We start from the raw sequence: 21,175 nt of genomic DNA, 5'->3' as shown, positions 1-21,175 counted from the left end.
CCGATGAGTATCTGGGCCGACCCGCTGCGCACCCGGCTGACGACCGGGATCGACATCCTCAAACTGGACCTGCCGGATGCCACGGTCGACCAGTTGATGGCCTACCTGATGGAGCTGGAACGCTGGAACAACGCCTACAACCTGACGGCGGTGCGTGACCTGCAGGCGATGGTCGACCGTCATCTGCTCGACTCGCTGTCGCTGCTGCCGGTACTGGCGCCGGCGCTGGCGGCGCCCGGCGCCCGGTTGCTGGATGTCGGCAGTGGGCCGGGTCTGCCGGGGCTGATCCTCGCCATCGTCTACCCGGAGCTGCCGGTGACGGTGCTCGACAGCAACGGCAAGAAAGCGCGGTTTCTGCGCCATGCGGTGCGCACGCTGGGCTTGTCGCGGGTCACCGTGGCCGAGACCCGGGTGGAAGCCTGGGTGCCGCCGGAACCCTATACGCTGGTGACCAGCCGGGCCTTTTCGGCGCTGGCGGACTTCTTCGCCCTGACCCGGCATCTGCTGGCACCCGGTGGTCAATGGGCGGCGATGAAGGGCAAACTAGAAAAAGAGGAACTGGCCGCCGTGCCAGCCGATATCACCATCAGGGAGCCGTTGCGTCTGCGGGTGCCCGGTCTCGACGAGGCCCGTCACCTGTTGCTGGCGCATCCGACATGAGCTACGTCATCGCCGTTGCCAATCAGAAAGGGGGCGTGGGCAAGACCACCACCTCGATCAACCTCGCGGCCTCACTGGCGGCCACCAAGCGGCGTGTGCTGCTGGTGGATCTCGATGCCCAGGGAAACGCCACCATGGGCGTGGGCGTCGACAAGAACGGGGTCACCCACTCCTGCCGTGACGTGCTGCTGGAAGCCGCCAACATCCGCGATGTCATCGTGCAGGTGGACACCTCCTCGTTGTGGCTGTTGCCGGGCAACAGCGACATGACCGAGGCCGAGATCAAGCTGCGGGAGGTCGCCGCTGGCGACTTCTCGCTGAAGAGCGCTCTCGCCGAAGTGGCGGACCAGTTCGACTACGTATTGCTCGATTGCCCGCCGGCGCTGTCGAAGCTCACCGTCAACGCGCTGGTGGCGGCGGATGGCGTGCTGATCCCGATGCAGTGCGAGTATTACGCGCTGGAAGGCCTGACCGCGCTGATGGACACGGTGGGCAAGATCAAGCGGGTGATCAACCCGCGGCTGGAGATCGAGGGCCTGCTGCGGACCATGTTCGACCCGCGCAACAACCTGTCCAACGACGTGTCGGCGCAGCTGACCCAGCACTTCGGCGACAAGGTTTACCGTACCGTCATCCCCCGTAACGTCCGCCTTGCCGAGGCGCCCAGTCATGGCGTGCCGGTGATGCTCTATGACGCCGCGTCCAGTGGTGCCAAGGCCTACCTGGCGCTGGCGGGCGAGGTGCTGCGCCGCCATGACGGCGGCCAACTGAGACTGAGTGAATGAGTACCAAGAAACGCGGACTGGGTCGTGGCCTCGACGCGCTGCTGTCGAGCGCGCAGACGCCCGGTGTCGACGAAGCGGCCGGCGATGAGCTGCGGGAGGTCGGGATCGAGCAACTGATCGCCGGTGCCCATCAGCCGCGGCGCCATTTTGATGAGGACGCGCTGGCGCAGCTGGCTGACTCCATCCGCACCCAGGGTGTGGTGCAGCCGCTGGTGGTGCGGGCCAAGGGCAAGCAGTTCGAGATCGTTGCCGGCGAGCGCCGCTGGCGGGCCGCGCAACGGGCTGGGCTCAAGACCATCCCGGTGATCGTCCGCGCACTCGACGAGCAGGACGCCATGACCGTGGCGCTGGTCGAGAATATCCAGCGCGCCGACCTCAACGCCCTGGAAGAGGCTGAGGCCCTGCGCAAACTGATTGATGACTGCGGCCTGACCCACGATCAGTGCGCCCAGGCGGTCGGTCGCTCGCGGACGCACGTCAGCAACCTGCTGCGGTTGCTGGATCTGGAGGCCGATACCCAGGCCTTGGTCCGCAGTGGCCAGCTCAGTCTCGGGCATGCCAAGGTGTTGCTCGCTGCGGACGGTGCGCGCCAGGTGCAGTTGGCGCGTCTGGTGGTGCAGCGCCATCTGTCGGTGCGTCAGACCGAACTGCTGCTCAAGGATCCGCAGGCGACGGCCGCGGCCGCCCCGCGCGCGTCGGCTGCGGCTGCCGGCGATCCCGAGCTGGAGCGGCGCCTGTCGAGCGCGCTGGGGTTGCCGGTGAAGCTGCAGGGCAATGCCCAGGGGCGCGGCAAACTGGTCATCAGCTATCGCGACGGCGCCCAGTTGAAACGGCTGCTGGGGGTCCTCGAGGGCTGAGCAGTTCCGCGGCGGGAATTTTCCCTTTCGGCATTTTTGCTGCCGAGGGAAATGCCCCTGCGATGAGGGTTTCGGCCGATGTGGTGGCAACAAAACTTGCTCCTACGGGCCTTTTGACGGGAGTTGCCTCAAATGCGACGGATTGTTTATACTCCCGTTGATTGGTGCGGTGCATCAAACAACGCGGAGACCCGATGAACGTCGCCATCCGCATTGCACGGCTGCAAGCAGCGATAGCCGTCGTGATGGCTGCACTCTGGGGTGTCATCTCTGGGCCCATGCCCGGTCTGGCCGCGTTTATCGGCGGCATGATCGCCGCGGCCCTGACGTATTACGCCGGTGCCCGTGTTTTCGGCGCCGGAACGAACGACCCCCATGTCATGGTTCGGGCGTTCATGCGGGCGCAGGCTCGCAAGTGGATTCTGGCCATCGTGCTGTTCGCGATAGCGTTGCAGGGCTTTGCTGAGCATGCCCTGCCGTTGATTGCGGGCTTTATGGCAGCACTGGTGGTGTACTGGTTTGCATTGCTCTGGGATTGAAGGGACGGATTGAATGGCGGCGGAAAACTCAGCCTCGGGTTACGTCACACACCATCTTGAGCACCTCACTGCAGGTGCGCATGAGACCGGCTTTGTCCGTTTTGACACCTGGCACCTCGACACGCTGTTCTTCTCGACGGTGCTCGGGCTCATCATGCTGACGCTCTTCCGCATGGCGGCCGTGCGCGCCACCAGCGGCGTTCCGGGCAAGTTGCAGGCCTTCGTCGAAGTGTTGGTGAGCTTCGTTGACGACTCGGTCAAGGGCAGTTTCCACGGTGACCGCAGCTTCGTGGCGCCGATGGCGCTCACGATCTTCGTCTGGGTGTTCCTCTGGAACTTCATGGACCTCATCCCGGTGGACCTGCTGCCGATCATTGGCAACAAGGTATTCGGCCTTGAATATCTCCGCGTGGTGCCGTCGGCAGACATGAGCGCCACCTTCGCGCTGTCGATCTCGGTGTTTTTCCTGATTCTGTTCTACAGCTTCAAGAGCAAGGGGCCGATCGGCTTCGCCAAGGAATATTTGACACACCCGTTCGGCAGCAATCCGCTGCTGATCCCGGCCAACCTGATCATCAACACGGTCGAACTGCTGGCCAAACCGCTGTCGCTGGCGCTGCGACTGTTCGGCAACCTCTACGCCGGCGAGTTGATCTTCATTCTGATCGCGCTGCTCGGCATGGCCTGGTCCGGCTTCAACGTGATGAGCATCGGCTTGTTCGCCGGTCAACTGGTTGCCGGGTTCGCCTGGGCGGTGTTCCACATTCTGGTCATCACCCTGCAGGCCTTCATTTTCATGACGCTGACGATCGTCTATCTCGGGATGGCGAACGAGCATCACTGATCGGCAGCACCGTTTTCGTTCCACCCACCCACCTATTTTTCAAGTCAACACACGGAGCACTTCGATGGAACTCATTGCCCAGATCCAGGCCAACACGGCCCTCACGGTCGGTCTCATCTTCGGCCTCGCCGCGCTCGGCACGGCCATCGGCTTCGGCCTGCTCGGCGGCAAGCTGCTGGAAGGCGTCGCCCGCCAGCCGGAACTCGCCAACAACCTGCAGACCAAGATGTTCATCGTCGCCGGTCTGCTCGACGCGGTCGCGATTATCGGTGTGGCCATGGGCCTGCTGATGATGTTCGCGAACCCGTTCCTCGCCGCCCTCCAGGGCTGATCAGAGCGCCGAACCTGTTCGGCGCGCTTTACCGGTTCTAAGCGGAGTTTTCGATGGGTATCAGCATTCCCTCCGTCGTTGGCCAGATGATCGTATTTCTGATCTTCGTGTTGTTCACGATGAAATACGTCTGGCCGCCGATCATGAAGGCGATGCAGGAGCGCGAAGCCAAGATCGCCGACGGCCTTGCCGCGGCGGACAAGGCCAAGGCTGCGCTCGCAGACGCGTCCTCCAAGTCGGAGGAAGAGCTCAAGGCCGCTCGTGGCCAGGCTCAGGACATCATCGCCAACGCCAGCCGTCAGGCAGCCCAGCTGCTGGAGAAGGCCAAGGCGGATGCCCAGGCCGAGCAGGACCGTATCGTCGCCAACGGCCATGCCGAGGTCGAACGCCAGACGGCGCATGCGCGGGATGCGCTGCGTCAGCAGGTGGCCGCGCTCGCCGTATTGGGCGCGCAGCAGATTCTCAAGCGCGAGATCGATGCCAAGGCGCATGCCGAAGTGCTCGACGGCCTTGCGAGCCGGGTGTAAGGCGCACCATGGCCCAGCTCAGTCAGGTTGCACGTCCATACGCCAAGGCAGTTTTCGAGCTCGCCCGCAGCGGCAATGACTATGCCGGTTGGTCGGCGCTGCTGGCCACCCTGGCCACGGTGGTGTCGGACCCCGGTGTGGCGCCGTTGCTGAGCCATCCCAAGGTCACCCGTTCGGCGTTGGCCGATGCGGTGAGCCAGGGGCTGGCCGGGGCGCAGGGGTCGGCCGGGCAGAATCTGGTCCGGTTGCTGGTGGACAACGGCCGTTTGTCGGCTGCACCGCAGATTGCCGAGGAGTTCGAGGCGCTGCGTGCTGACGCGGAGCGCACCGTGGAGGTCGAGATCACCTCGGCGGTGGCGGTACCGGATGCCCAGCAGGCGTCGCTGGCCAAGGCCATCGGCGAACGGCTGTCCCGACAGGTCAAGGTGCAGTGGGAAATTGATCCGGAGCTGATCGCCGGGGCGGTGATCCGCGCGGGTGACCTGGTGATCGATGGGTCTGCGAAGGGCGATCTCGCCCGCTTGCAGACGATGCTGGCCCAATAAGTCAATGTGGCGCGCCTGCCGCGCGCTGAACGAGTAGAGACGAACATGCAGCTGAATCCTTCCGAAATCAGCGACCTCATCAAGAGCCGGATTCAAAATTTTGAATCGGCTTCCGAGGCGCGCAACACCGGCACCATCGTGTCCCTGCAGGACGGTATCGTCCGCATCCACGGTCTGTCTGATGCTCTCCAGGGCGAAATGCTGGAGTTTCCCGGCAACACCTTCGGCCTCGCGCTGAACCTCGAGCGTGACTCGGTGGGCGCGGTGGTGCTGGGTGACTACAAGCACCTCACGGAAGGCGACACGGTCAAGACCACCGGCCGCATTCTGGAAGTGCCGGTCGGCCCGGGTCTGCTCGGTCGCGTGGTCAACGCGCTCGGCCAGCCCATCGACGGCAAGGGTCCGGTGGATTCCACCGAATCGAGCCCGATCGAGAAGGTCGCGCCGGGCGTGATCTGGCGCAAGTCGGTCGACCAGCCGGTGCAGACCGGCTACAAGGCGGTGGACGCCATGGTGCCGGTCGGCCGCGGTCAGCGCGAGCTGATCATCGGTGACCGCCAGACCGGCAAGACCGCGATGGCGATCGACACCATCATCAATCAGAAGCACTCCGGCGTGAAGTGCGTCTACGTCGCCATCGGCCAGAAGAACAGCTCGATTGCCGGCGTCGTGCGCAAGCTCGAAGAGCACGGCGCCATGGCCTACACCACGGTGGTTGCCGCCAGTGCCTCCGAGTCGCCGGCGCTGCAGTTCATCGCGCCCTATTCGGGTTGCTCGATGGGCGAGTACTTCCGTGACAACGGCGAAGACGCGCTGATCATCTACGACGATTTGTCCAAGCAGGCCGTGGCCTACCGTCAGGTGTCGCTGTTGCTGAAGCGTCCGCCGGGCCGTGAAGCCTACCCGGGCGACGTGTTCTATTTGCACTCCCGCCTGCTGGAGCGCGCTGCGCGCGTGAACGCCGACTACGTCGAGAAGCACACCGGCGGCAAGGTCAAGGGCAAGACCGGTTCGTTGACGGCGCTGCCGATCATCGAGACCCAGGCCGGTGACGTGTCGGCGTTCGTGCCGACCAACGTGATCTCGATCACCGACGGCCAGATCTTCCTCGAAACCGACCTGTTCAACGCCGGCATTCGCCCAGCCATGAACGCCGGTATCTCGGTGTCCCGCGTCGGCGGTGCCGCGCAGACCAAGATCGTCAAGAAGCTCGGCGGCGGTGTCCGCCTGGCGCTGGCGCAGTACCGTGAACTCGCGGCCTTCGCCCAGTTCGCGTCCGACCTCGACGAAGCCACCCGCAAGCAGCTTGAGCGTGGCCAGCGCGCCACCGAGCTGATGAAGCAGAAGCAGTACGCGCCGCTCTCGGTCGCGCTGATGGGTGCGTCGCTGTACGCCATCGAGAAGGGCTACCTCGACAGCGTCGCGGTTGACGACATCCAGGCGTGGGAGTCCGGTCTGCACCAGTTCCTGCTCGGCAGCCACAAGGCGCTGGTCGATCAGATCAACGAGAAGGGCGATTGGAATGGCGACATCGAAGCCAGCCTGAAGGCGGCGATGGATGCCTACGTCAAGCAAAGCGCGATCTGATTCGATGGTGACCGGCGACACGCGAGGCAGCGGGTCACCGGTCACCGCCACGAATCACCAGTCACCAGTCACCAGTCACGAGAAATAAATGGCAGGCGCAAAGGAAATCCGCGGCAAGATCAAAAGCGTGAAGAACACGCAGAAGATCACGCGCGCGATGGAAAAAGTCGCCATGTCGAAAATGCGCAAAGCGCAGGATCGCATGGCGCAGGCGCGGCCCTATGCCGAGAAAGTTCGACGCACCCTGGGGCACCTGGCAGCGGCCAATACCGAGTTTCGTCATCCTTTCCTGACCGAACGGCCGGTGAAGCGGGTGGCGTACCTGGTGGTCTCGACCGATCGCGGCCTCTGCGGTGGCCTCAACATCAACACCTTCCGCGCCACGGTGCGGGACCTAAAAGGCTGGCAGGACCAAGGTGTTGAAGCACAGTTCGCCGTGGTGGGCGCCAAGGCGGTGTCGTTCTTCAAGCGGGTCGGCGGCAAGGTGATGGCACAGGTGACCCAGTTGGGCGACCGGCCGCACCTGGAAGCGCTGCTCGGCACCATCAAGGTGCTGACCGATGCTTACCTCAATGGTGAAGTGGACCGCGTGGAGCTGGTGTCGTCGAACTTCGTCAACACCATGACCCAGCAGCCACGCGTGCAGCAGCTGTTGCCGGTGGCCAAGGTGGAAAGCGACGATTTGCTGGACAGCTGGGACTATCTGTACGAGCCCAGTGCGGAATCGCTGATTGACACGGTGCTGCAGCGCTACCTCGAATCGCAGGTGTATCAGGCGGTGATCGAGAACACCGCCTGCGAAATGGCGGCGCGCATGGTGGCGATGAAGGCGGCGACCGAGAACGCCGGGCAGATCATCGACGACCTGCAGCTGGCCTACAACAAGGCGCGTCAGGCCAACATCACCAAGGAACTGGCGGAAATCGTCGGCGGTGCCGCGGCGGTATGAAACCTGTGAGGCGAGTGGCCTCACCCCTCACGTAAGAGAGTGAACAGAAAGATGAGTACTGGAAAGATCGTTCAAATCATCGGCGCCGTGGTTGACGTCGAGTTTCCGCGCGACGCGGTGCCGAACATCTATGACGCGCTGAAGGTGGAAGGTGCCTCCGGCCTGACCCTGGAAGTCCAGCAGCAGCTGGGCGATGGCGTCGTGCGCGGCATTGCCATGGGCGTCAGCGACGGCCTCAAGCGCGGTCTCTCGGTGAGCAACACCGGCGCGCCGATCTCGGTGCCGGTGGGCAAGGCGACCCTTGGCCGCATCATGAACGTGCTGGGCGACCCCGAGGACGAGCGTGGCCCGGTCGAGAGCGAGGAGCGTTGGTCGATTCACCGCGACGCCCCGTCGTATGAAGATCAGTCCGGCTCCACCGACCTGCTGGAAACCGGCATCAAGGTGATCGACCTGCTGTGCCCGTTCGCCAAGGGCGGCAAGGTCGGTCTGTTCGGCGGTGCCGGCGTCGGCAAGACCGTGAACATGCTCGAGCTCATCAACAACATCGCCAAGGAGCACTCCGGTCTGTCGGTGTTCGCGGGCGTCGGTGAGCGTACCCGTGAAGGCAACGACTTCTATCACGAAATGTCGGAAGCCGGGGTCATCAACCTCGAGAACCTGCCCGAATCGAAAGTGGCGATGGTCTACGGCCAGATGAACGAGCCGCCGGGCAACCGTCTGCGTGTGGCACTGTCGGGCCTGACCATGGCCGAGTTCTTCCGTGACGAAGGCCGTGACGTGCTGCTGTTCGTCGACAACATCTACCGCTACACCCTGGCCGGTACCGAAGTGTCGGCGCTGCTCGGCCGTATGCCGTCGGCGGTGGGTTACCAGCCGACCCTGGCGGAGGAAATGGGCGTGTTGCAGGAACGCATCACCTCCACCAAGACCGGCTCGATCACCTCCATCCAGGCCGTTTACGTGCCGGCGGATGACTTGACCGACCCCAGCCCCGCCACCACCTTCGCCCACTTGGACGCCACCGTGGTGCTGTCGCGTGACATCGCCGCGCTGGGTATCTACCCGGCCGTGGATCCGCTGGATTCCACCAGCCGCCAGCTCGACCCCAACGTGATCGGCGACGAGCACTACCAGGTGGCGCGCGATGTGCAGGGCGTGTTGCAGCGCTACAAGGAACTGAAGGACATCATCGCCATCCTCGGGATGGACGAGCTGTCCGAGGACGACAAGCAGGTGGTGGCGCGGGCCCGCAAGATCCAGCGCTTCCTCTCCCAGCCGTTCCATGTCGCCGAAGTGTTCACCGGTGCGCCCGGCAAGTACGTGTCGCTGAAGGAAACCATTCGTGGCTTCCGCGGCATCGTCGATGGCGACTTCGATCACCTGCCCGAGCAGGCGTTCTACATGGTCGGCACCATTGACGAGGCTTTGGAGAAGGCGCAGAAGATGTAATCGGCGTGCCGATTGCGCCCTGTGCCCCGATCCTGACCGAGAAAGCTGATGTCCGAACTGCAGATTGAAATTGTGTCCGCGGAAGGCCACATCCATGCCGGCAGCGCCACCATGGTGTTTGCCCCGGCAGAGATGGGCGAGGTCGGCATCACGCCCGGACACGCGCCGTTGCTGACACGGCTCAAGCCGGGGGCGGTGCGTGTCAAGACGACCTCCGGCGAAGAGTTGCCCTTCTTTGTCGGAGGGGGCTTGCTGGAAGTGCAGCCGAAGCGGGTGACGGTGATGGCCGATACGGCGCTGCGGGCCAAGGATGCCGATGAGGCTGCCGCTGCGGCAGCCAAGCAGGCCGCCGAGGATGCGCTGTCGAATGCTGCCAGCGACATAGACGTTGCACGTGCGCAGGCCGAGTTGGTTGAAGCTGCGGCGCGCCTGCACTTTGTGCAGAACCTCAAGAAGACCCGTTGATCGCCCACGGTGTCTGACCAAGGCCGGGCTTGCCCGGCCTTTTTCATGTCTGCCTCCGGGCCGTACACTTGCCCCCCATGACCTCTGCGCTTCCGTTGCACCTCGTCATCCTTGCCGCCGGCCAGGGCACCCGGATGAACTCTGTCCTTCCCAAGGTACTTCACCGGGTGGGGGGAAAGCCGATGCTCGGCCATGTCCTCGACGCCGGGCAGGCCGTTGGCGCCGCCGTCGTGCACGTCGTGCACGGTCATGGCGCAGAGGCGGTCCAGTCGTGGGTCAAAACACACTACCGTGGCGATGCGATGCCGCGCTGGATCCATCAGGCCGAACAGCTTGGCACCGGTCATGCCGTGGCACAGGCCGCACCGGATATCCCGGACGATGCCTGTCTGTTGGTGGCCTACGGCGACGTGCCGTTGATCCGCCCCGAAACCCTGCAGGCGCTGGCGACGGCGGCCGCAGACGGTTTGGCGCTGGTGACTGTGCGGCTGGACGATCCCGGCGGATATGGACGCGTCGTGCGGACCGAGGATGGGGCGATCCGCGCCATCATCGAAGACAAGGACGCCAGCCCGGCGCAGCGGCAGATCACCGAGATCAATACCGGCCTCATCGCCGCACCGGCCCGACTTTTCAAGCCCTGGCTTACACGCATCGACAACAACAACCGCAAGGGCGAGTACTACCTCACAGACGTTGTCGGGTTCGCAGTTGCGGACGGCATACCGGTAACCGCCGTGGTGGCCACCGATGCCGACGAAGTGGAAGGCGTCAATGATCGCCTGCAACTGGCGCGGGCCGAACGGGTGTACCAGCGACGCCAGGCCGTCGCGTTGATGCGGGCGGGTGTGGCGCTGGCGGACCCGGCGCGGTTTGATCTACGGGGCACCCTGTCGACCGGACGTGATGTCGAGATCGACATCGGCTGTGTGTTCGAGGGAACGGTGACACTGGCGGACGGCGTGCGTATCGGGCCGTATTGCCTGCTGCGCGACGTCAGCCTGGGCGCGGGCGCTGAAGTGGCGGCACATTCTGTCCTGGAAGGCGTCACTGCTGGCGCAGCGGTTCACATCGGGCCGTTTGCGCGATTGCGGCCGGGCACCCGGCTGGCGGAGGGCGCCCGTATCGGCAACTTCGTCGAAACCAAGAAAACGGATGTTGGCGCCGGCAGCAAGATCAACCATCTCAGCTACGTTGGCGATGCGACATTGGGACAGGGGGTCAACATCGGGGCTGGCACCATCACCTGCAACTATGACGGCATCAACAAGCATGCGACCACAATTGGCGACGGCGCTTTCATCGGTTCCAACTCATCGTTGGTGGCGCCGGTGTCCGTGGGCGAGCAGGCCACGATCGGCGCCGGCTCGGTGATCACCAAGGACGCCCCCGATGGCCAGCTGACCGTGGCCCGCGGCAAACAGATCAGCCTGCCCGGCTGGCAGCGCCCCACCAAGAAGGACCGCTGATGGCAACCGGCTGGATGCAGGGGGCGTTCGAGGGTTTCAGTGGCCTCGCCGACGTGCCGTTGTTTTCCCTGGGGAACAACCCGGTCACCCCGTTGCGGTTGCTGGTGGGCTTGGTGATGCTGTTCGCAGTGGCCTGGTTTGCAGCGCAGGTGGAGCGCGGTCTGCTGCGCGTGGCGGCCCGCCGCCCGGGGCTCAACCGGTCGACGTTCTACACGCTGTCACGGGTGACCCGGTACTTGCTCTGGGTGGTCGGCACCCTCTTGGCGCTGCATGTCATTGGTGTCGACCTGTCGGCCATTGCCCTGCTCACCGGCGCCATCGGCATCGGCATCGGTCTGGGCATGCAGGGGCTGTTCAACAACCTCATCGGTGGTTTCTTCCTGCTGGGAGAGAAGGCGCTGCGTATCGGTGATGTGGTGACGCTGGAGTCCGGCGTCGCCGGCACCTTGCGAGAGATCGGGCTGCGGCATACCCGCATTCAGTCGGTCGATGGTGGCGAGGTCATGGTGCCCAACAGTGAACTGGTGCTGCGGCAGGTGACCCATTGGACCCTGCAGACTGCGCGGCGGCGGCTCCATGTACCGTTTCAGGTTGCGCCTGATACCGATCGCGAGGCCTTGCGCATCGCCACGCTGGCGGCCGCCAGTCAGGTGCCCGAAACGCTGCCGGACCCTCGCAATGAGCCCGAACTGTGGATCACCGAGCTTCACAGTGATTACCTGGCGTGCGAGCTGGTGGTCTGGGTCGGCCGAGGCGGTATCGAGCGCCCGGCCGCCGCTCGCGCAGGCTACCTGGCTGCCATTGCGGACGCGCTGGATGCGGCAGGCGTATCGCGCGCCAGCGTGACCAACCGGCTTCGGCTGCCGGACGGACCCATCGCGGTTCAACTCCATCCCCCCACCTCACCGGGATAACCATCATGTGCGGCATTGTCGGCGCCATCGCGCAACGCAACGTCAGTCCGATTCTGATCGAGGGTCTGCGCCGGCTCGAATATCGTGGCTACGATTCCGCCGGGCTGGCGCTGGTGGGAGACAATGGCCTGCAGCGACGGCGCGCGGTCGGCAAGGTAGCGGCACTGGCCGATGCCCTGGCGGCCTCCCCGTTGGATAGCCGTCTCGGCATTGCCCACACCCGCTGGGCCACTCACGGCGTGCCGGCTGAGCGCAACTCTCACCCCCATGCGTCGCGCACGGTGGCGGTGGTCCACAACGGCATCATTGAAAACCACGAGGCGCTGCGGACACGCCTGATCGATGCCGGCTACGCCTTCGAGTCGGAGACCGATACCGAAGTGGTGGCGCACCTGCTGCAGCAGCAAATCGACGCTGGCAGCAGTCTACGCCAGGCGCTGTGCGCCATTCTTCCTGAGCTACGGGGTGCCTATGCGCTGGCGGTGATCGACGCCAACAGTCCCGACCACCTGCTGCTGGCCCGCAAGGGCAGCCCGCTGGTGCTGGGGGTCGGTATCGGTGAGCACTTTGCCGCCAGCGATGCCCTGGCGCTGCTGCCCGTGACCAATCGCTTTGTCTATCTGGAAGAAGGCGACATCGCCGAACTGCGCGCCAGCGGCTACGAGATCTTCACCGCCGACGGCACCATGCAACAACGCCCGGTGCGTACCTCGACGTTGTCGCCTGATGCCGTCGACAAGGGCCCCTACCGGCACTTCATGACCAAGGAGATCTTCGAACAGCCGGTCGCGCTGGCGCAGACGCTGCAGGGGCGAACTGCCCATGGCCGGGTGCTCGAGGCCTGCCTGGGGCCGCAGGCGGAGGCGCTGCTGGCCCGTGTCAGGAACGTCCACATCGTCGCCTGCGGCACGTCCTCGCACGCCGGCATGGTGGCGCGCTACTGGTTCGAACAGATCGCCCGCGTACCGTGCCAGGTCGAGCTGGCCAGCGAGTTCCGCTATCGCAATCCGGTGATCGCCCCCGACACCCTGTTCATCACCATCTCCCAGAGCGGCGAAACCGCAGACACGCTGGAAGCCCTGCGTCACGCGCGTCAGAGCGCCAACGTGGCCGCTGCACTGGTGATCTGCAATGCCCCCGAGTCGTCACTGGTACGTGAGTCCGACATCGCCCTGATGACCCACGCTGGCCCCGAGCGCAGCGTCGCCTCCACCAAGGCGTTCACCACCCAGCTGATGGCGCTGGCACTGGTGATGCTGCTGATGGCGCGCCGAAGTGGTGCCATTGATGCGGAACGCGAGGCCGAGCTGGTGGCCCAGCTTGAAGCCGCACCGCGACTGGTGGAGGACGTGCTGGCCCAGAACGACCGCATTCGTCAGATCGCCGAGAGCCTGCTGACCAAGCAGAACGCGTTGTTCCTCGGACGGGGGCCGATGTGGCCGGTGGCGATGGAAGGGGCCCTCAAGCTCAAGGAAGTCAGCTATGTCCACGCCGAAGCCTATGCTGCGGGGGAGCTCAAGCACGGCCCGCTGGCGTTGGTGGACGAGGACATGCCGGTGATCGCGGTCGCGCCACGTGGCGATTTGCTCGACAAGGTGAAATCCAACCTGCAGGAAGTGCGCGCCCGCGGCGGCGAGCTGCTGGTGTTCGCCGACGCCGAAGCGGGCTTCCGTGACGAGCCCGGCGTCACCGTCTTCGGCATGCCGCATGGCGCTGAACTCACCGATCCCATTGTCTACACCATCCCCCTGCAGCTATTGGCCTATCACGTGGCGGTGCTCAAGGGCACCGATGTCGACCAGCCGCGCAACCTCGCCAAGAGTGTGACGGTGGAGTAGCCGGTTCAGTTGCCGACCTTGCCACCGTAGGGGCGTGCGCTGCCGGGTGTGTCTCCGCCGAGCGCGAAGGCTACCCCCAGTTCTAACTCGAAGCCGACCAAGCGCTTGGGTCGTAGCCGAAGGCCGGCGTTGAAGCTGATTTGCGGTTGATCCGATACCGGCTGGTCGGCCTTGGCGACATTTCCGATCTCCACCCCGACAACCGCACGCAGGCTGTCCCAGATCACGGGTCGAAGCCATTGCACACTGGCCAGATAGAAGAGGTTGCCTTTCATGGAACGACGGTCATAGCCGCGAAGGCCGTCTGTACCGCCCAGGGTGAAGGCCGGATGATTCGACAGCCCATTGTTGCGCAGGCCAAACCGTAGCGCGGTTTCCAGCGTTTGGTGTGCCCGCGTGCCGATGGCCTCGGCGTGCAGCAATTCTCCCGTCAGTAACAGGTAGCTGTAGTCAGATCCAAGGTTCTGGTCGGCGACTTCGAGACGAGCCCGCGCTCGATGGCCGGTCTCGCTATAGACATGATCGCGGAGATCAAGGTAGTCGGCCTGCGTGGCCAGCGCCCAGCTCTCGCCGTAGGTGCGTGCAGCGGTGTCGACGTCGACCGACTGGCGCCGCCAATAGGGACCGATGCCGATGGTCCAGCCCTGGCTGGCCTGATGATCGAGTCCGTAGGCGTGGGTCAGCATGAGCTCCGCCTCCTCCACCGTCTCGACATAGTGATCGGGTGTTTCAAAGCGCGTGGCGTCGTGGGCGAGACTGCCGCGCAATCCGCTGTGCGGGCCGATCAGGAAAGGCGCGTTATAGCTAAGTCGGTAACTGATGTCGCGGCCACGTCCGGCTTCCCGGGTGTCACGGCTGCGGCCCAGGGCGCGCAGACTGTGGTTCAGCCCCCAAAGGTTGTTCCATCGTACTTCCGCGCCGTAGCTATTCTGCCCGTCGCTGTTGGCGGACAGTCTGGGGTAGGCCTGCAGGTACCACTTCTCCGTGACGGTGAAGATCACCACCTCTCCGGTCGAGCCTGCAACGTGATGTGCCTCCACTTTGCGAAACAGCCCGAGATCCTGAAGGGCCTGGCGACTCTGCTCGATGCGCGCTTCGTCAAGCGGTTCACCCACGCGGATGCCAATCTCGCGCAACATGGTGACGTCCTGGGTGATGCGATTGCCCTCGAAGCGGATCTCGCCGATGGGGGCGGCGGCTTCCGCGCGGACCATGGCGAGGGCCAACGTCAGACACAGTGCCGCGTATCGGCCGCCGGTGATCATGCGTGGATCCGGCAATCGCCGAAGAGGTCATCCCGCGGGCGGTATGCCGTGGTACGCACGTCGAACAGGCCCAGCAAGGTTGAGAAGATCTCGTCATGAGAATGCGGGCTCGCGGCCGATCGCCTCAGACAGTCACCGCCTAGCGATAGCTGGCGCTTGAGGCCGGAACTCAACCAGGCAATCAGCGGGACGCGGGTTTGTGAGGCGGGGGCCAGGGCGTAGGGAAAGCCATGCAGGTAGAGGCCACCTTCGCCCAGGCTTTCGCCGTGATCGGAGACATACAGCAGTCCAACGTCTGCCTCTGGCTGTAGTCGACTCAGCAGTTCGATGGTGCGGTCGATGACATGGTCGGTGTAGCGAATGGTGTTGTCGTAGCTGTTGACCAGTGCGGTGGTATCGCAGCGATAGGCATCGTCCTGCGCGCACTCCGGTGTGAAATGCTGGAAGCGCTCTGGATAGCGCCGAAAGTAGGCCGGCCCATGGCTGCCCAGCTGATGCAATACGATCAGTTGGTCGCCGGTGCCGTGCTGAAGTTGTGCGCGCAGGTCGGACAGTAGGACTTCGTCGTGACATTCCCCATCAAAGCACTGACTCGGATGGCTCTCGGCACTGAAGCGCTGGGTCGGGATGCGGTTGCAGACGCCCTGACAGCCTGAATTGTTTTCGCGCCACTGCACGGTCACGCCGACCCGTTGCAGCACATCGAGCACGTTCTCGGTGTGACGAGCCTGATTGCGATCGAAGTGTCGCCGATCTTCGAGTGCGAACATGCAAGGCACCGAGACCGCGGTGGAGGTCCCGCAGGACTGCATGTCCGAAAACGCCACCACGTCGCCCCTTGCCGACAGGCGCGGCGTGGTATCGCGTCCATAGCCGTTGATGCCGAAGTGATCGGCGCGGGCCGTCTCGCCGACGATCATGACCACCACGCGACGGCGCGACGACGCGCTCGCGGCCCGCGGCTCGGCATCCTCGGCGATGGAGATCAGCGATGGGTGTCCATCCGCCAGCTGGTCCGCCAGCAGTCGTACAGCCGATACCACCGGTACCACCGGATTGGGGTATTCGCGAAGTTCGGCGTGCGCACGCAGCCATAGCGATACCTCCTTGTACTGCACCAGCGCGACCGCCACGGCCAGCCCCCACAGCGCTACCCCATACAGGACCCGGGTGGTGCTGGCGCGCCTCAGGGACATGGGCTTGAGGTCGATCCGAGTCAGTGCCAACGCAGGTAGCCCGACATAGATCACCACCTCCGCCAGCAAGGTCGGAGACAGCAGCTCGCGAACCTCGCCCCGATGTGTCTCCACCACATTCACCAGCATCTGGGTATCGATCACCGCGCCATAGCGGCGCATGAAGTAGTGACAGAGGGTGGCGACCAGCATCATCAGCAGGACCACCGGCTTCAGCAGCCGGGCCGGCGCGACCATGGCGAGCAGGGTGTACGTGCCCGCGAGCAGGATCAGGGCCAGGCTCGCGATCAGCCCGCCGGAGACCCAGATCGAGCCGGCGGGAAGCGCATCCAGTACCTGTCGCCAGAGGGGATCATTGAGGGCGATGCTGAGATACAGCGCGCCCGCCATCAGCACTGCGGGTGCCGTCAGCGCCAGGCGCGAACCGGCAATGGCCCGCTGCTTCTGCGACACCTTGGTCAATAGGGCGTTCATGGTCGGGGGCTGCCGTGTCTCAGCGTGACAGTGAGGCGATCGCCTGGCGGATCTCGTTGCGGCGGCCGATATCGGCCACTTCACGATCGGATCGAAGCGGCGCTGCGAGGGCTTTCGTGAGCAGTTCCCGTGCCTGCGCGTCATCGCCCTGCTGGCGCAGCAGGTCACCCATGAAATACAGCGCGTCGATATTGTCCGGCGCCATGGCCAGTGCCTGCTTCAGATAGACCAGGGCCTTCTGCTTGTCGCCGTAGGAAATCGGCCAGCCTGGCACGTTGGCGTAGAGGCTCCCCAGCGAAGCAGGAATGGCGCCGTCCAGCGCCTGCGGGTCGAGGCGGTCGGCGGACAGCAACAGGGTGCGCGCCTCAGCCACCTTGCCGCGGGCGGCCAGTCCGCCATTGATCTTGGCATCACTCGACAGGATGATCGCCCGCCAGATGCAGGCCTCGGCACTGTCAGGGTGCGCCGCCAGTACGGCCTCGCTGTCGCGCGTGAGCGTGCCGATGGCGTCTTCCTGTGCGCGCCCCTCAAGCTGGAAGTAGACCTGATCCCAGCGCTGCTGCAGCATGCGGACGTCGTCGGGCATGGCGGCCTGGGTCGTGCTGGTGAACAGCAGAAGGGCGGTCAGGAGGGTGGCGGTTGTTTTCATGTCATGTACCTCGGGAGCTGAGGGAGGGTGCGGTCGGGGGAATGCCGGCGATGGCACGCATCTGGCGGGTCTGCTTTCGCAAGGCTTTGTCGATCAGGCTGGGCCACAGACTGTTGACGGTCATGAACAGGCGTTCGGCCCAGCCGAACCAGCGATAGCGGCGACCCTGCTCGATCGCCACAACGATGGCAGCGGCAACCTGCTCGGGGGTGTCCCGTGCCATCTTGGTGTGTTCGGCAATCTGCGCTGGAGCGCCCTGATTCAGCCGCGTATCGGTGAAGCGTGGTGCCACGTAGGTGACATCGACGCCACTGCCATCGAGCTCGCGGCGCAACGCCTGAGCGAAGCCGCGTAGCGCGAATTTGCTGGCGGAATAGGTGGCATAGAGTGGGAAAGCGAGACTGCCGAACACCGAACCGACGAATACGAGGCGGCCACTGCCACGGCGCTGCAAGGCGGGTAGCAGCGCACGGGTGAGCTGCATGGGTGACAGCGCGTTGACCTGCATCAACGCATCGACGGTGCCTCCCCTAACGTCCGCATAGTCCCCAAAGTGCATCATGCCGGCGCAGTGAATGATCACGTCCGGCAGCCCCTCCGGAAGACAGTGATTGGCAAGCCGTTGGGCGCCCTCGGGATCGGCGAGATCCGCGGGTAACGCGATGGCCTCGGCGCCGCGCTCGACCAATTCGGCGACCAGACTATCGAGCTGAGGCGATGCGCGGCCGCTGAGCTGCAGGCGTGCCCCCCGATCGGCCAACTGACGTGCCAGTGCCTCGCCGATGCCGCCAGTGGCGCCTGTGATCAGGATGGTGTGATGGCGCAGATTCATGCTGCGGCCCTCACCGACGTCACCTCGATGCTGCGCAGCATATTCGCGTAGAGCTCGTAGAACATCGTCGCGGCGTGGAGGATGGCGTCCTGATCTTCGACCCGATCAATTCGGTTCACCAGATTGGTGAAGAACTGCACATGCTCCTGGTCCACAGCCCCATGACTGCGCAGGTATCGCAGTGCGCTCGCTTTCAATCCGAGTGACTGCTTCAGTCCATCAGCTGCTTTCAGGGCCAGGGCGGTGCTGGCACCCTCGAGGACGTAGACCATGCCGAAGAAACTCAACGGGTTGCCACGCTGGATCCCGTCGTAGGCATAGGACAGCATCAGTTCGGTTGCGGCGCAGGGGCCTGCTGCGACGACTGCCTCGGCATCGCCACCGCAGGCGCGGATGTCGTCGAGAATCCACTTCTCGTGTCCGATCTCTTCGGTGATGTACTCACTGACGAGGGGCTGCAGCCAGCCGGCGTCAGCTCCCAGACGCGCGCCGCAAGCCATCATCAGCGGCACGGTGTGCCGGACATGGTGGAAGGCTTCTGTCAGGAAGGCCAAGTAGGCCTCGCGGGTAATGCGGCCGTCCAGCGCTGTTTGCACCAGGGGAATCGTCAACATGGCTCCGCGCTGGGGCGCAGTGACAGTCTCGAGACGGTCGTAGAGAGTAGGTTCCATGGGGTGCTCCGTGGTTTCGGGTAGGGGTGGGTGAGCGAGGGTCAAGGCATCGAGTTGGTCGGCGAAGCGCGACAACACCGCCGTGCGCTGGGGTTTGCCGGTCGTTGTGGCCAAGCCGTTGGTATGGCTGAACGGCGCGTCGGCCACGATCCAGGCCTGGATCCGCGCGTAATCAGGAAGGTGTGCGTTGGCGCGATCAACCGCTGCCCGGATTGCTTCGGGCCGTGACTCGGGCAAGGCAGTGAGTACGGCGACATTGAAGCGGCGCCCTTCACCATCGGCCACCGCCTGCAGCAACGGGGCCTCAGCCTGCAGCGCCGCCTCGACCCACTCCGGACTGACATTGCGACCATAGGCGGTGATAAACAGGTTTTTCCGGCGCCCTTCGATGTAGACGAAGCCATCCGCGTCGATGCGTCCTATGTCTCCGGTATCGACCCAGTCCGTGACCGGCTGGGGGTGGCCGAGGTAGCCGAGAAAGGCACTTCCGCGGGCATGGATCACACCGGCATCATCGATTCGCAGTGAGACGTGTGGCAGCGGGCGGCCGACGCTGCCAACGCGATGTGCCGCATCGGTGTTGAGACAGAGCACCGAAGCACATTCGGACAGGCCGTATCCCACCTGCACCGGCCACCCGAGGCGGTGGGCCATTGCGATGGTCGTCGGGGCCACGACTGCACCCCCCAGTGCCACGAATCGGAGCGTTCGGCGGCGAGGATCATCGGCCGGACTTGTTGCCATCAGGGCCTGCAGCAGCGCCGGAACGGTGATCAGTGAGGTGGCGCGGGTGCGCCCCAGCATCTCGAGACAACGGGACGGATCGAAACTGGCTGCCCCCTGAACCCCGACTGCCGCGAGTCCTGGGAGTAACGTGCTGGCGCCCCGCAGCAGCGGCGCGTAGAGGCCGGCAATGTTCTCCAGCAGGGTCGACAGGGGCAGGACACACAGGTGGCGATCATCGCTGTGCAGTCCCGTGGCCTCGGCCAGGGACTGCGCAACCTGCAGCATTGCCTCAGCCGACAGGCAGACCCCTTTGGGCTGGCCCGTACTGCCTGAGGTGAACGTGATCTTGGCCGTACCGGCCGGGCGGTCGATCGTCGAGGTGCCCGGCATCTCGATTAGCCACCAGGTTTCACCGGCGATGTTGAGCGGGTGCGGCGTGCCGGTGGTCTCGCGGAGCCCGACAATGCGATCGGTATCGGCGGTTAGAACCCAGCCGGCACCGCTACTGTCGAGCGCATGCTGCAGTTGCCCGTCGGTGAAGAATGGCGGCAGCGGCAGGCTGCAATATCCGGCATTCATCAATGCCAGATCGGCGACTGCCCATCCTGGGGTGTTGTCACCGAGCACGGCGACAAGCGAGTCGTGCGCGGTCCTTTTCGGTGGCAGGGCCAGCGTCAGCGCAACTACCGCATCGGCGAGCCTGCCATACGTCATCGAGCCAGTCGGTCCGACCAGCGCGATCGCTTGCGGGGTGGCGGCAGCGTGGGCCTCGATATGTTCGAGAAGGGTGTTCATGCATCTGCTCCACGGATGCCGCGCAGCAGTGCAACGGTGTTGGCTTGGGCCATCTCGGGGAAGGCGCCAAGCCGGACGCAGCTGGCGGGAATATCGATCGCGATCACCACCGGGTCGTGATCGAAGTAGTGGCCCCAGTGCGCCCGCTGCTCGGGGGGCAGGACCTCCGGTCTGGCCGGGGCAAGCGCCTGCCAGACCGTTCCGGCGTGCGTGAGGCCGTTGCGGAGCTGATGCGTCGCGGTGCACAGCATCCAGCGATGCCCCTCTGCCGCGAGCGAAGGTGCCAGGGCTTGCACAAGCGCGCGCAGGGCGCCCGGTCGTTCACCTGCCAGGTTGCCGAGTTCAAGTGGGGGCACAGCCCCCGGCTGGTCCGGCAGCAACGTGTGCAGCGGGTCGCCCAGGTAGCGCGCCATCAGGCCCCCGCCGTGGTAATGGCGAAGTCCGAATGCGGCTGCCAGCTGCGACTCGGCATCGGCCAGTCCGAGCAGGGTCGGCATCAGGTAGGGCAGGACCCGCGCCTGGTAGTGGCGCTGATAGGTCTGGGTAATGAAGCTGGCAGCCCGCGGGCGTTCGGGACGGAACAGGTGGGCCACGCGGACCACTGCCGGACGTGTGCGGCGCTGGGGTTGGGGGACGCTGGTGGCGAGGGCAGCGGTCATTTCGGCGACTCCAAAAGCGGCGGGGAACGTCCCCGGTCTTGGAGCTGAAAGGGCAAGCCCTGTGCCAGCCTGATTTCTGACTGCCTATATTTTCAAGTTACTGAAAAATATCAAATAAGTTCCGTCCATTAGAGCCGAAACGGGCT

General features: G+C 64.7%; 21 protein-coding genes. 15 read left to right on the top strand and 6 right to left on the bottom strand.

The features are described from left to right. Positions 1-3 precede the first annotated feature (3 nt). From rsmG to glmS, 15 genes are all read left to right on the top strand, one after another. Positions 4-660, top strand: a complete 657-nt coding sequence (rsmG, locus tag JN531_RS03035; RefSeq protein WP_228347382.1) for a 16S rRNA (guanine(527)-N(7))-methyltransferase RsmG — start codon at positions 4-6, stop codon at positions 658-660. Beyond that, positions 657-1,445 (top strand): ParA family protein, encoded by a 789-nt coding sequence (locus JN531_RS03030; RefSeq protein WP_228347381.1) that lies wholly within the window; start codon positions 657-659, stop codon positions 1,443-1,445. The genes rsmG and JN531_RS03030 overlap by 4 nt, the downstream gene beginning before the upstream one ends. Next, the gene (locus JN531_RS03025; protein ID WP_228347380.1) at positions 1,442-2,302 is read left to right on the top strand and encodes a ParB/RepB/Spo0J family partition protein; all 861 of its coding nucleotides are present in this window, start codon (positions 1,442-1,444) and stop codon (positions 2,300-2,302) included. Before JN531_RS03030 ends, JN531_RS03025 begins: the two co-directional genes overlap by 4 nt. Before the next feature lie 194 nt (positions 2,303-2,496). Beyond that, positions 2,497-2,841 carry an ATP synthase subunit I gene (locus JN531_RS03020; RefSeq protein WP_228347379.1) on the top strand — a complete coding sequence of 115 codons (345 nt, stop codon included), beginning with the start codon at positions 2,497-2,499 and terminating at the stop codon, positions 2,839-2,841. Between the two features lie 13 nt (positions 2,842-2,854). Continuing rightward, positions 2,855-3,685, top strand: a complete 831-nt coding sequence (gene atpB / locus JN531_RS03015) for a F0F1 ATP synthase subunit A (RefSeq protein ID WP_228347378.1) — start codon at positions 2,855-2,857, stop codon at positions 3,683-3,685. Between the two features lie 64 nt (positions 3,686-3,749). Continuing rightward, positions 3,750-4,016 (top strand): F0F1 ATP synthase subunit C, encoded by a 267-nt coding sequence (gene atpE, locus JN531_RS03010; protein ID WP_228347377.1) that lies wholly within the window; start codon positions 3,750-3,752, stop codon positions 4,014-4,016. Positions 4,017-4,069: 53 nt separating this feature from the next. Further along, positions 4,070-4,543: a F0F1 ATP synthase subunit B gene (locus JN531_RS03005; RefSeq protein ID WP_228347376.1), complete on the top strand. Its 474-nt coding sequence runs from the start codon at positions 4,070-4,072 to the stop codon at positions 4,541-4,543. A gap of 8 nt (positions 4,544-4,551) precedes the next feature. Then, the gene (locus tag JN531_RS03000) at positions 4,552-5,088 is read left to right on the top strand and encodes a F0F1 ATP synthase subunit delta (protein ID WP_228347375.1); all 537 of its coding nucleotides are present in this window, start codon (positions 4,552-4,554) and stop codon (positions 5,086-5,088) included. Positions 5,089-5,133: 45 nt separating this feature from the next. Beyond that, on the top strand, positions 5,134-6,675 hold the full coding sequence (gene atpA / locus JN531_RS02995) for a F0F1 ATP synthase subunit alpha (protein WP_228347374.1): 1,542 nt from the start codon (positions 5,134-5,136) through the stop codon (positions 6,673-6,675). A gap of 88 nt (positions 6,676-6,763) precedes the next feature. Then, positions 6,764-7,624, top strand: a complete 861-nt coding sequence (atpG, locus tag JN531_RS02990; RefSeq protein WP_228347373.1) for a F0F1 ATP synthase subunit gamma — start codon at positions 6,764-6,766, stop codon at positions 7,622-7,624. Positions 7,625-7,675: 51 nt separating this feature from the next. Then, on the top strand, positions 7,676-9,076 hold the full coding sequence (atpD, locus tag JN531_RS02985; RefSeq protein ID WP_228347372.1) for a F0F1 ATP synthase subunit beta: 1,401 nt from the start codon (positions 7,676-7,678) through the stop codon (positions 9,074-9,076). Positions 9,077-9,121: 45 nt separating this feature from the next. Next, a complete protein-coding gene (locus tag JN531_RS02980) occupies positions 9,122-9,541 on the top strand; it encodes a F0F1 ATP synthase subunit epsilon (protein WP_366522410.1) in 420 nt (139 codons plus the stop codon). A 77-nt stretch (positions 9,542-9,618) separates the two neighbouring features. After that, positions 9,619-11,010, top strand: a complete 1,392-nt coding sequence (glmU, locus tag JN531_RS02975) for a bifunctional UDP-N-acetylglucosamine diphosphorylase/glucosamine-1-phosphate N-acetyltransferase GlmU (RefSeq protein ID WP_228347370.1) — start codon at positions 9,619-9,621, stop codon at positions 11,008-11,010. Further along, on the top strand, positions 11,010-11,924 hold the full coding sequence (locus tag JN531_RS02970; RefSeq protein ID WP_228347369.1) for a mechanosensitive ion channel family protein: 915 nt from the start codon (positions 11,010-11,012) through the stop codon (positions 11,922-11,924). The genes glmU and JN531_RS02970 overlap by 1 nt, the downstream gene beginning before the upstream one ends. Before the next feature lie 5 nt (positions 11,925-11,929). Beyond that, positions 11,930-13,762 carry a glutamine--fructose-6-phosphate transaminase (isomerizing) gene (glmS, locus tag JN531_RS02965; protein ID WP_228347368.1) on the top strand — a complete coding sequence of 611 codons (1,833 nt, stop codon included), beginning with the start codon at positions 11,930-11,932 and terminating at the stop codon, positions 13,760-13,762. Positions 13,763-13,767: 5 nt separating this feature from the next. Here the strand turns inward: glmS and JN531_RS02960 are convergent, their stop codons facing one another. From JN531_RS02960 to JN531_RS02935, 6 genes are read right to left on the bottom strand one after another with little or no spacing between them, the layout of a single operon-like run. Beyond that, entirely contained in the window at positions 13,768-15,027 is a 1,260-nt protein-coding gene (locus JN531_RS02960) for a POTRA domain-containing protein (protein WP_228347367.1), read from the bottom strand. Next, the gene (locus JN531_RS02955; protein ID WP_228347366.1) at positions 15,024-16,697 is read right to left on the bottom strand and encodes a phosphoethanolamine transferase; all 1,674 of its coding nucleotides are present in this window, start codon (positions 16,695-16,697) and stop codon (positions 15,024-15,026) included. The genes JN531_RS02960 and JN531_RS02955 overlap by 4 nt, the downstream gene beginning before the upstream one ends. A gap of 19 nt (positions 16,698-16,716) precedes the next feature. Further along, positions 16,717-17,346 carry a tetratricopeptide repeat protein gene (locus JN531_RS02950; protein ID WP_228347365.1) on the bottom strand — a complete coding sequence of 210 codons (630 nt, stop codon included), beginning with the start codon at positions 17,344-17,346 and terminating at the stop codon, positions 16,717-16,719. Between the two features lies 1 nt (position 17,347). Continuing rightward, positions 17,348-18,178 (bottom strand): SDR family oxidoreductase, encoded by an 831-nt coding sequence (locus JN531_RS02945; protein WP_228347364.1) that lies wholly within the window; start codon positions 18,176-18,178, stop codon positions 17,348-17,350. Continuing rightward, entirely contained in the window at positions 18,175-20,370 is a 2,196-nt protein-coding gene (locus JN531_RS02940) for an AMP-binding protein (RefSeq protein WP_228347363.1), read from the bottom strand. Before JN531_RS02940 ends, JN531_RS02945 begins: the two co-directional genes overlap by 4 nt. Further along, a complete protein-coding gene (locus JN531_RS02935) occupies positions 20,367-21,029 on the bottom strand; it encodes a thermostable hemolysin (RefSeq protein ID WP_228347362.1) in 663 nt (220 codons plus the stop codon). Before JN531_RS02935 ends, JN531_RS02940 begins: the two co-directional genes overlap by 4 nt. Between the last annotated feature and the right edge of the window lie 146 nt (positions 21,030-21,175).

The organism is Flagellatimonas centrodinii, assembly GCF_016918765.2.
Classification (GTDB): Bacteria; Pseudomonadota; Gammaproteobacteria; order Nevskiales; family Nevskiaceae; genus Polycyclovorans; species Polycyclovorans centrodinii.
The sequence above is the reverse complement of the archived record's forward strand: the minus strand, read 5'-3'. Positions and strand labels throughout refer to the sequence as shown.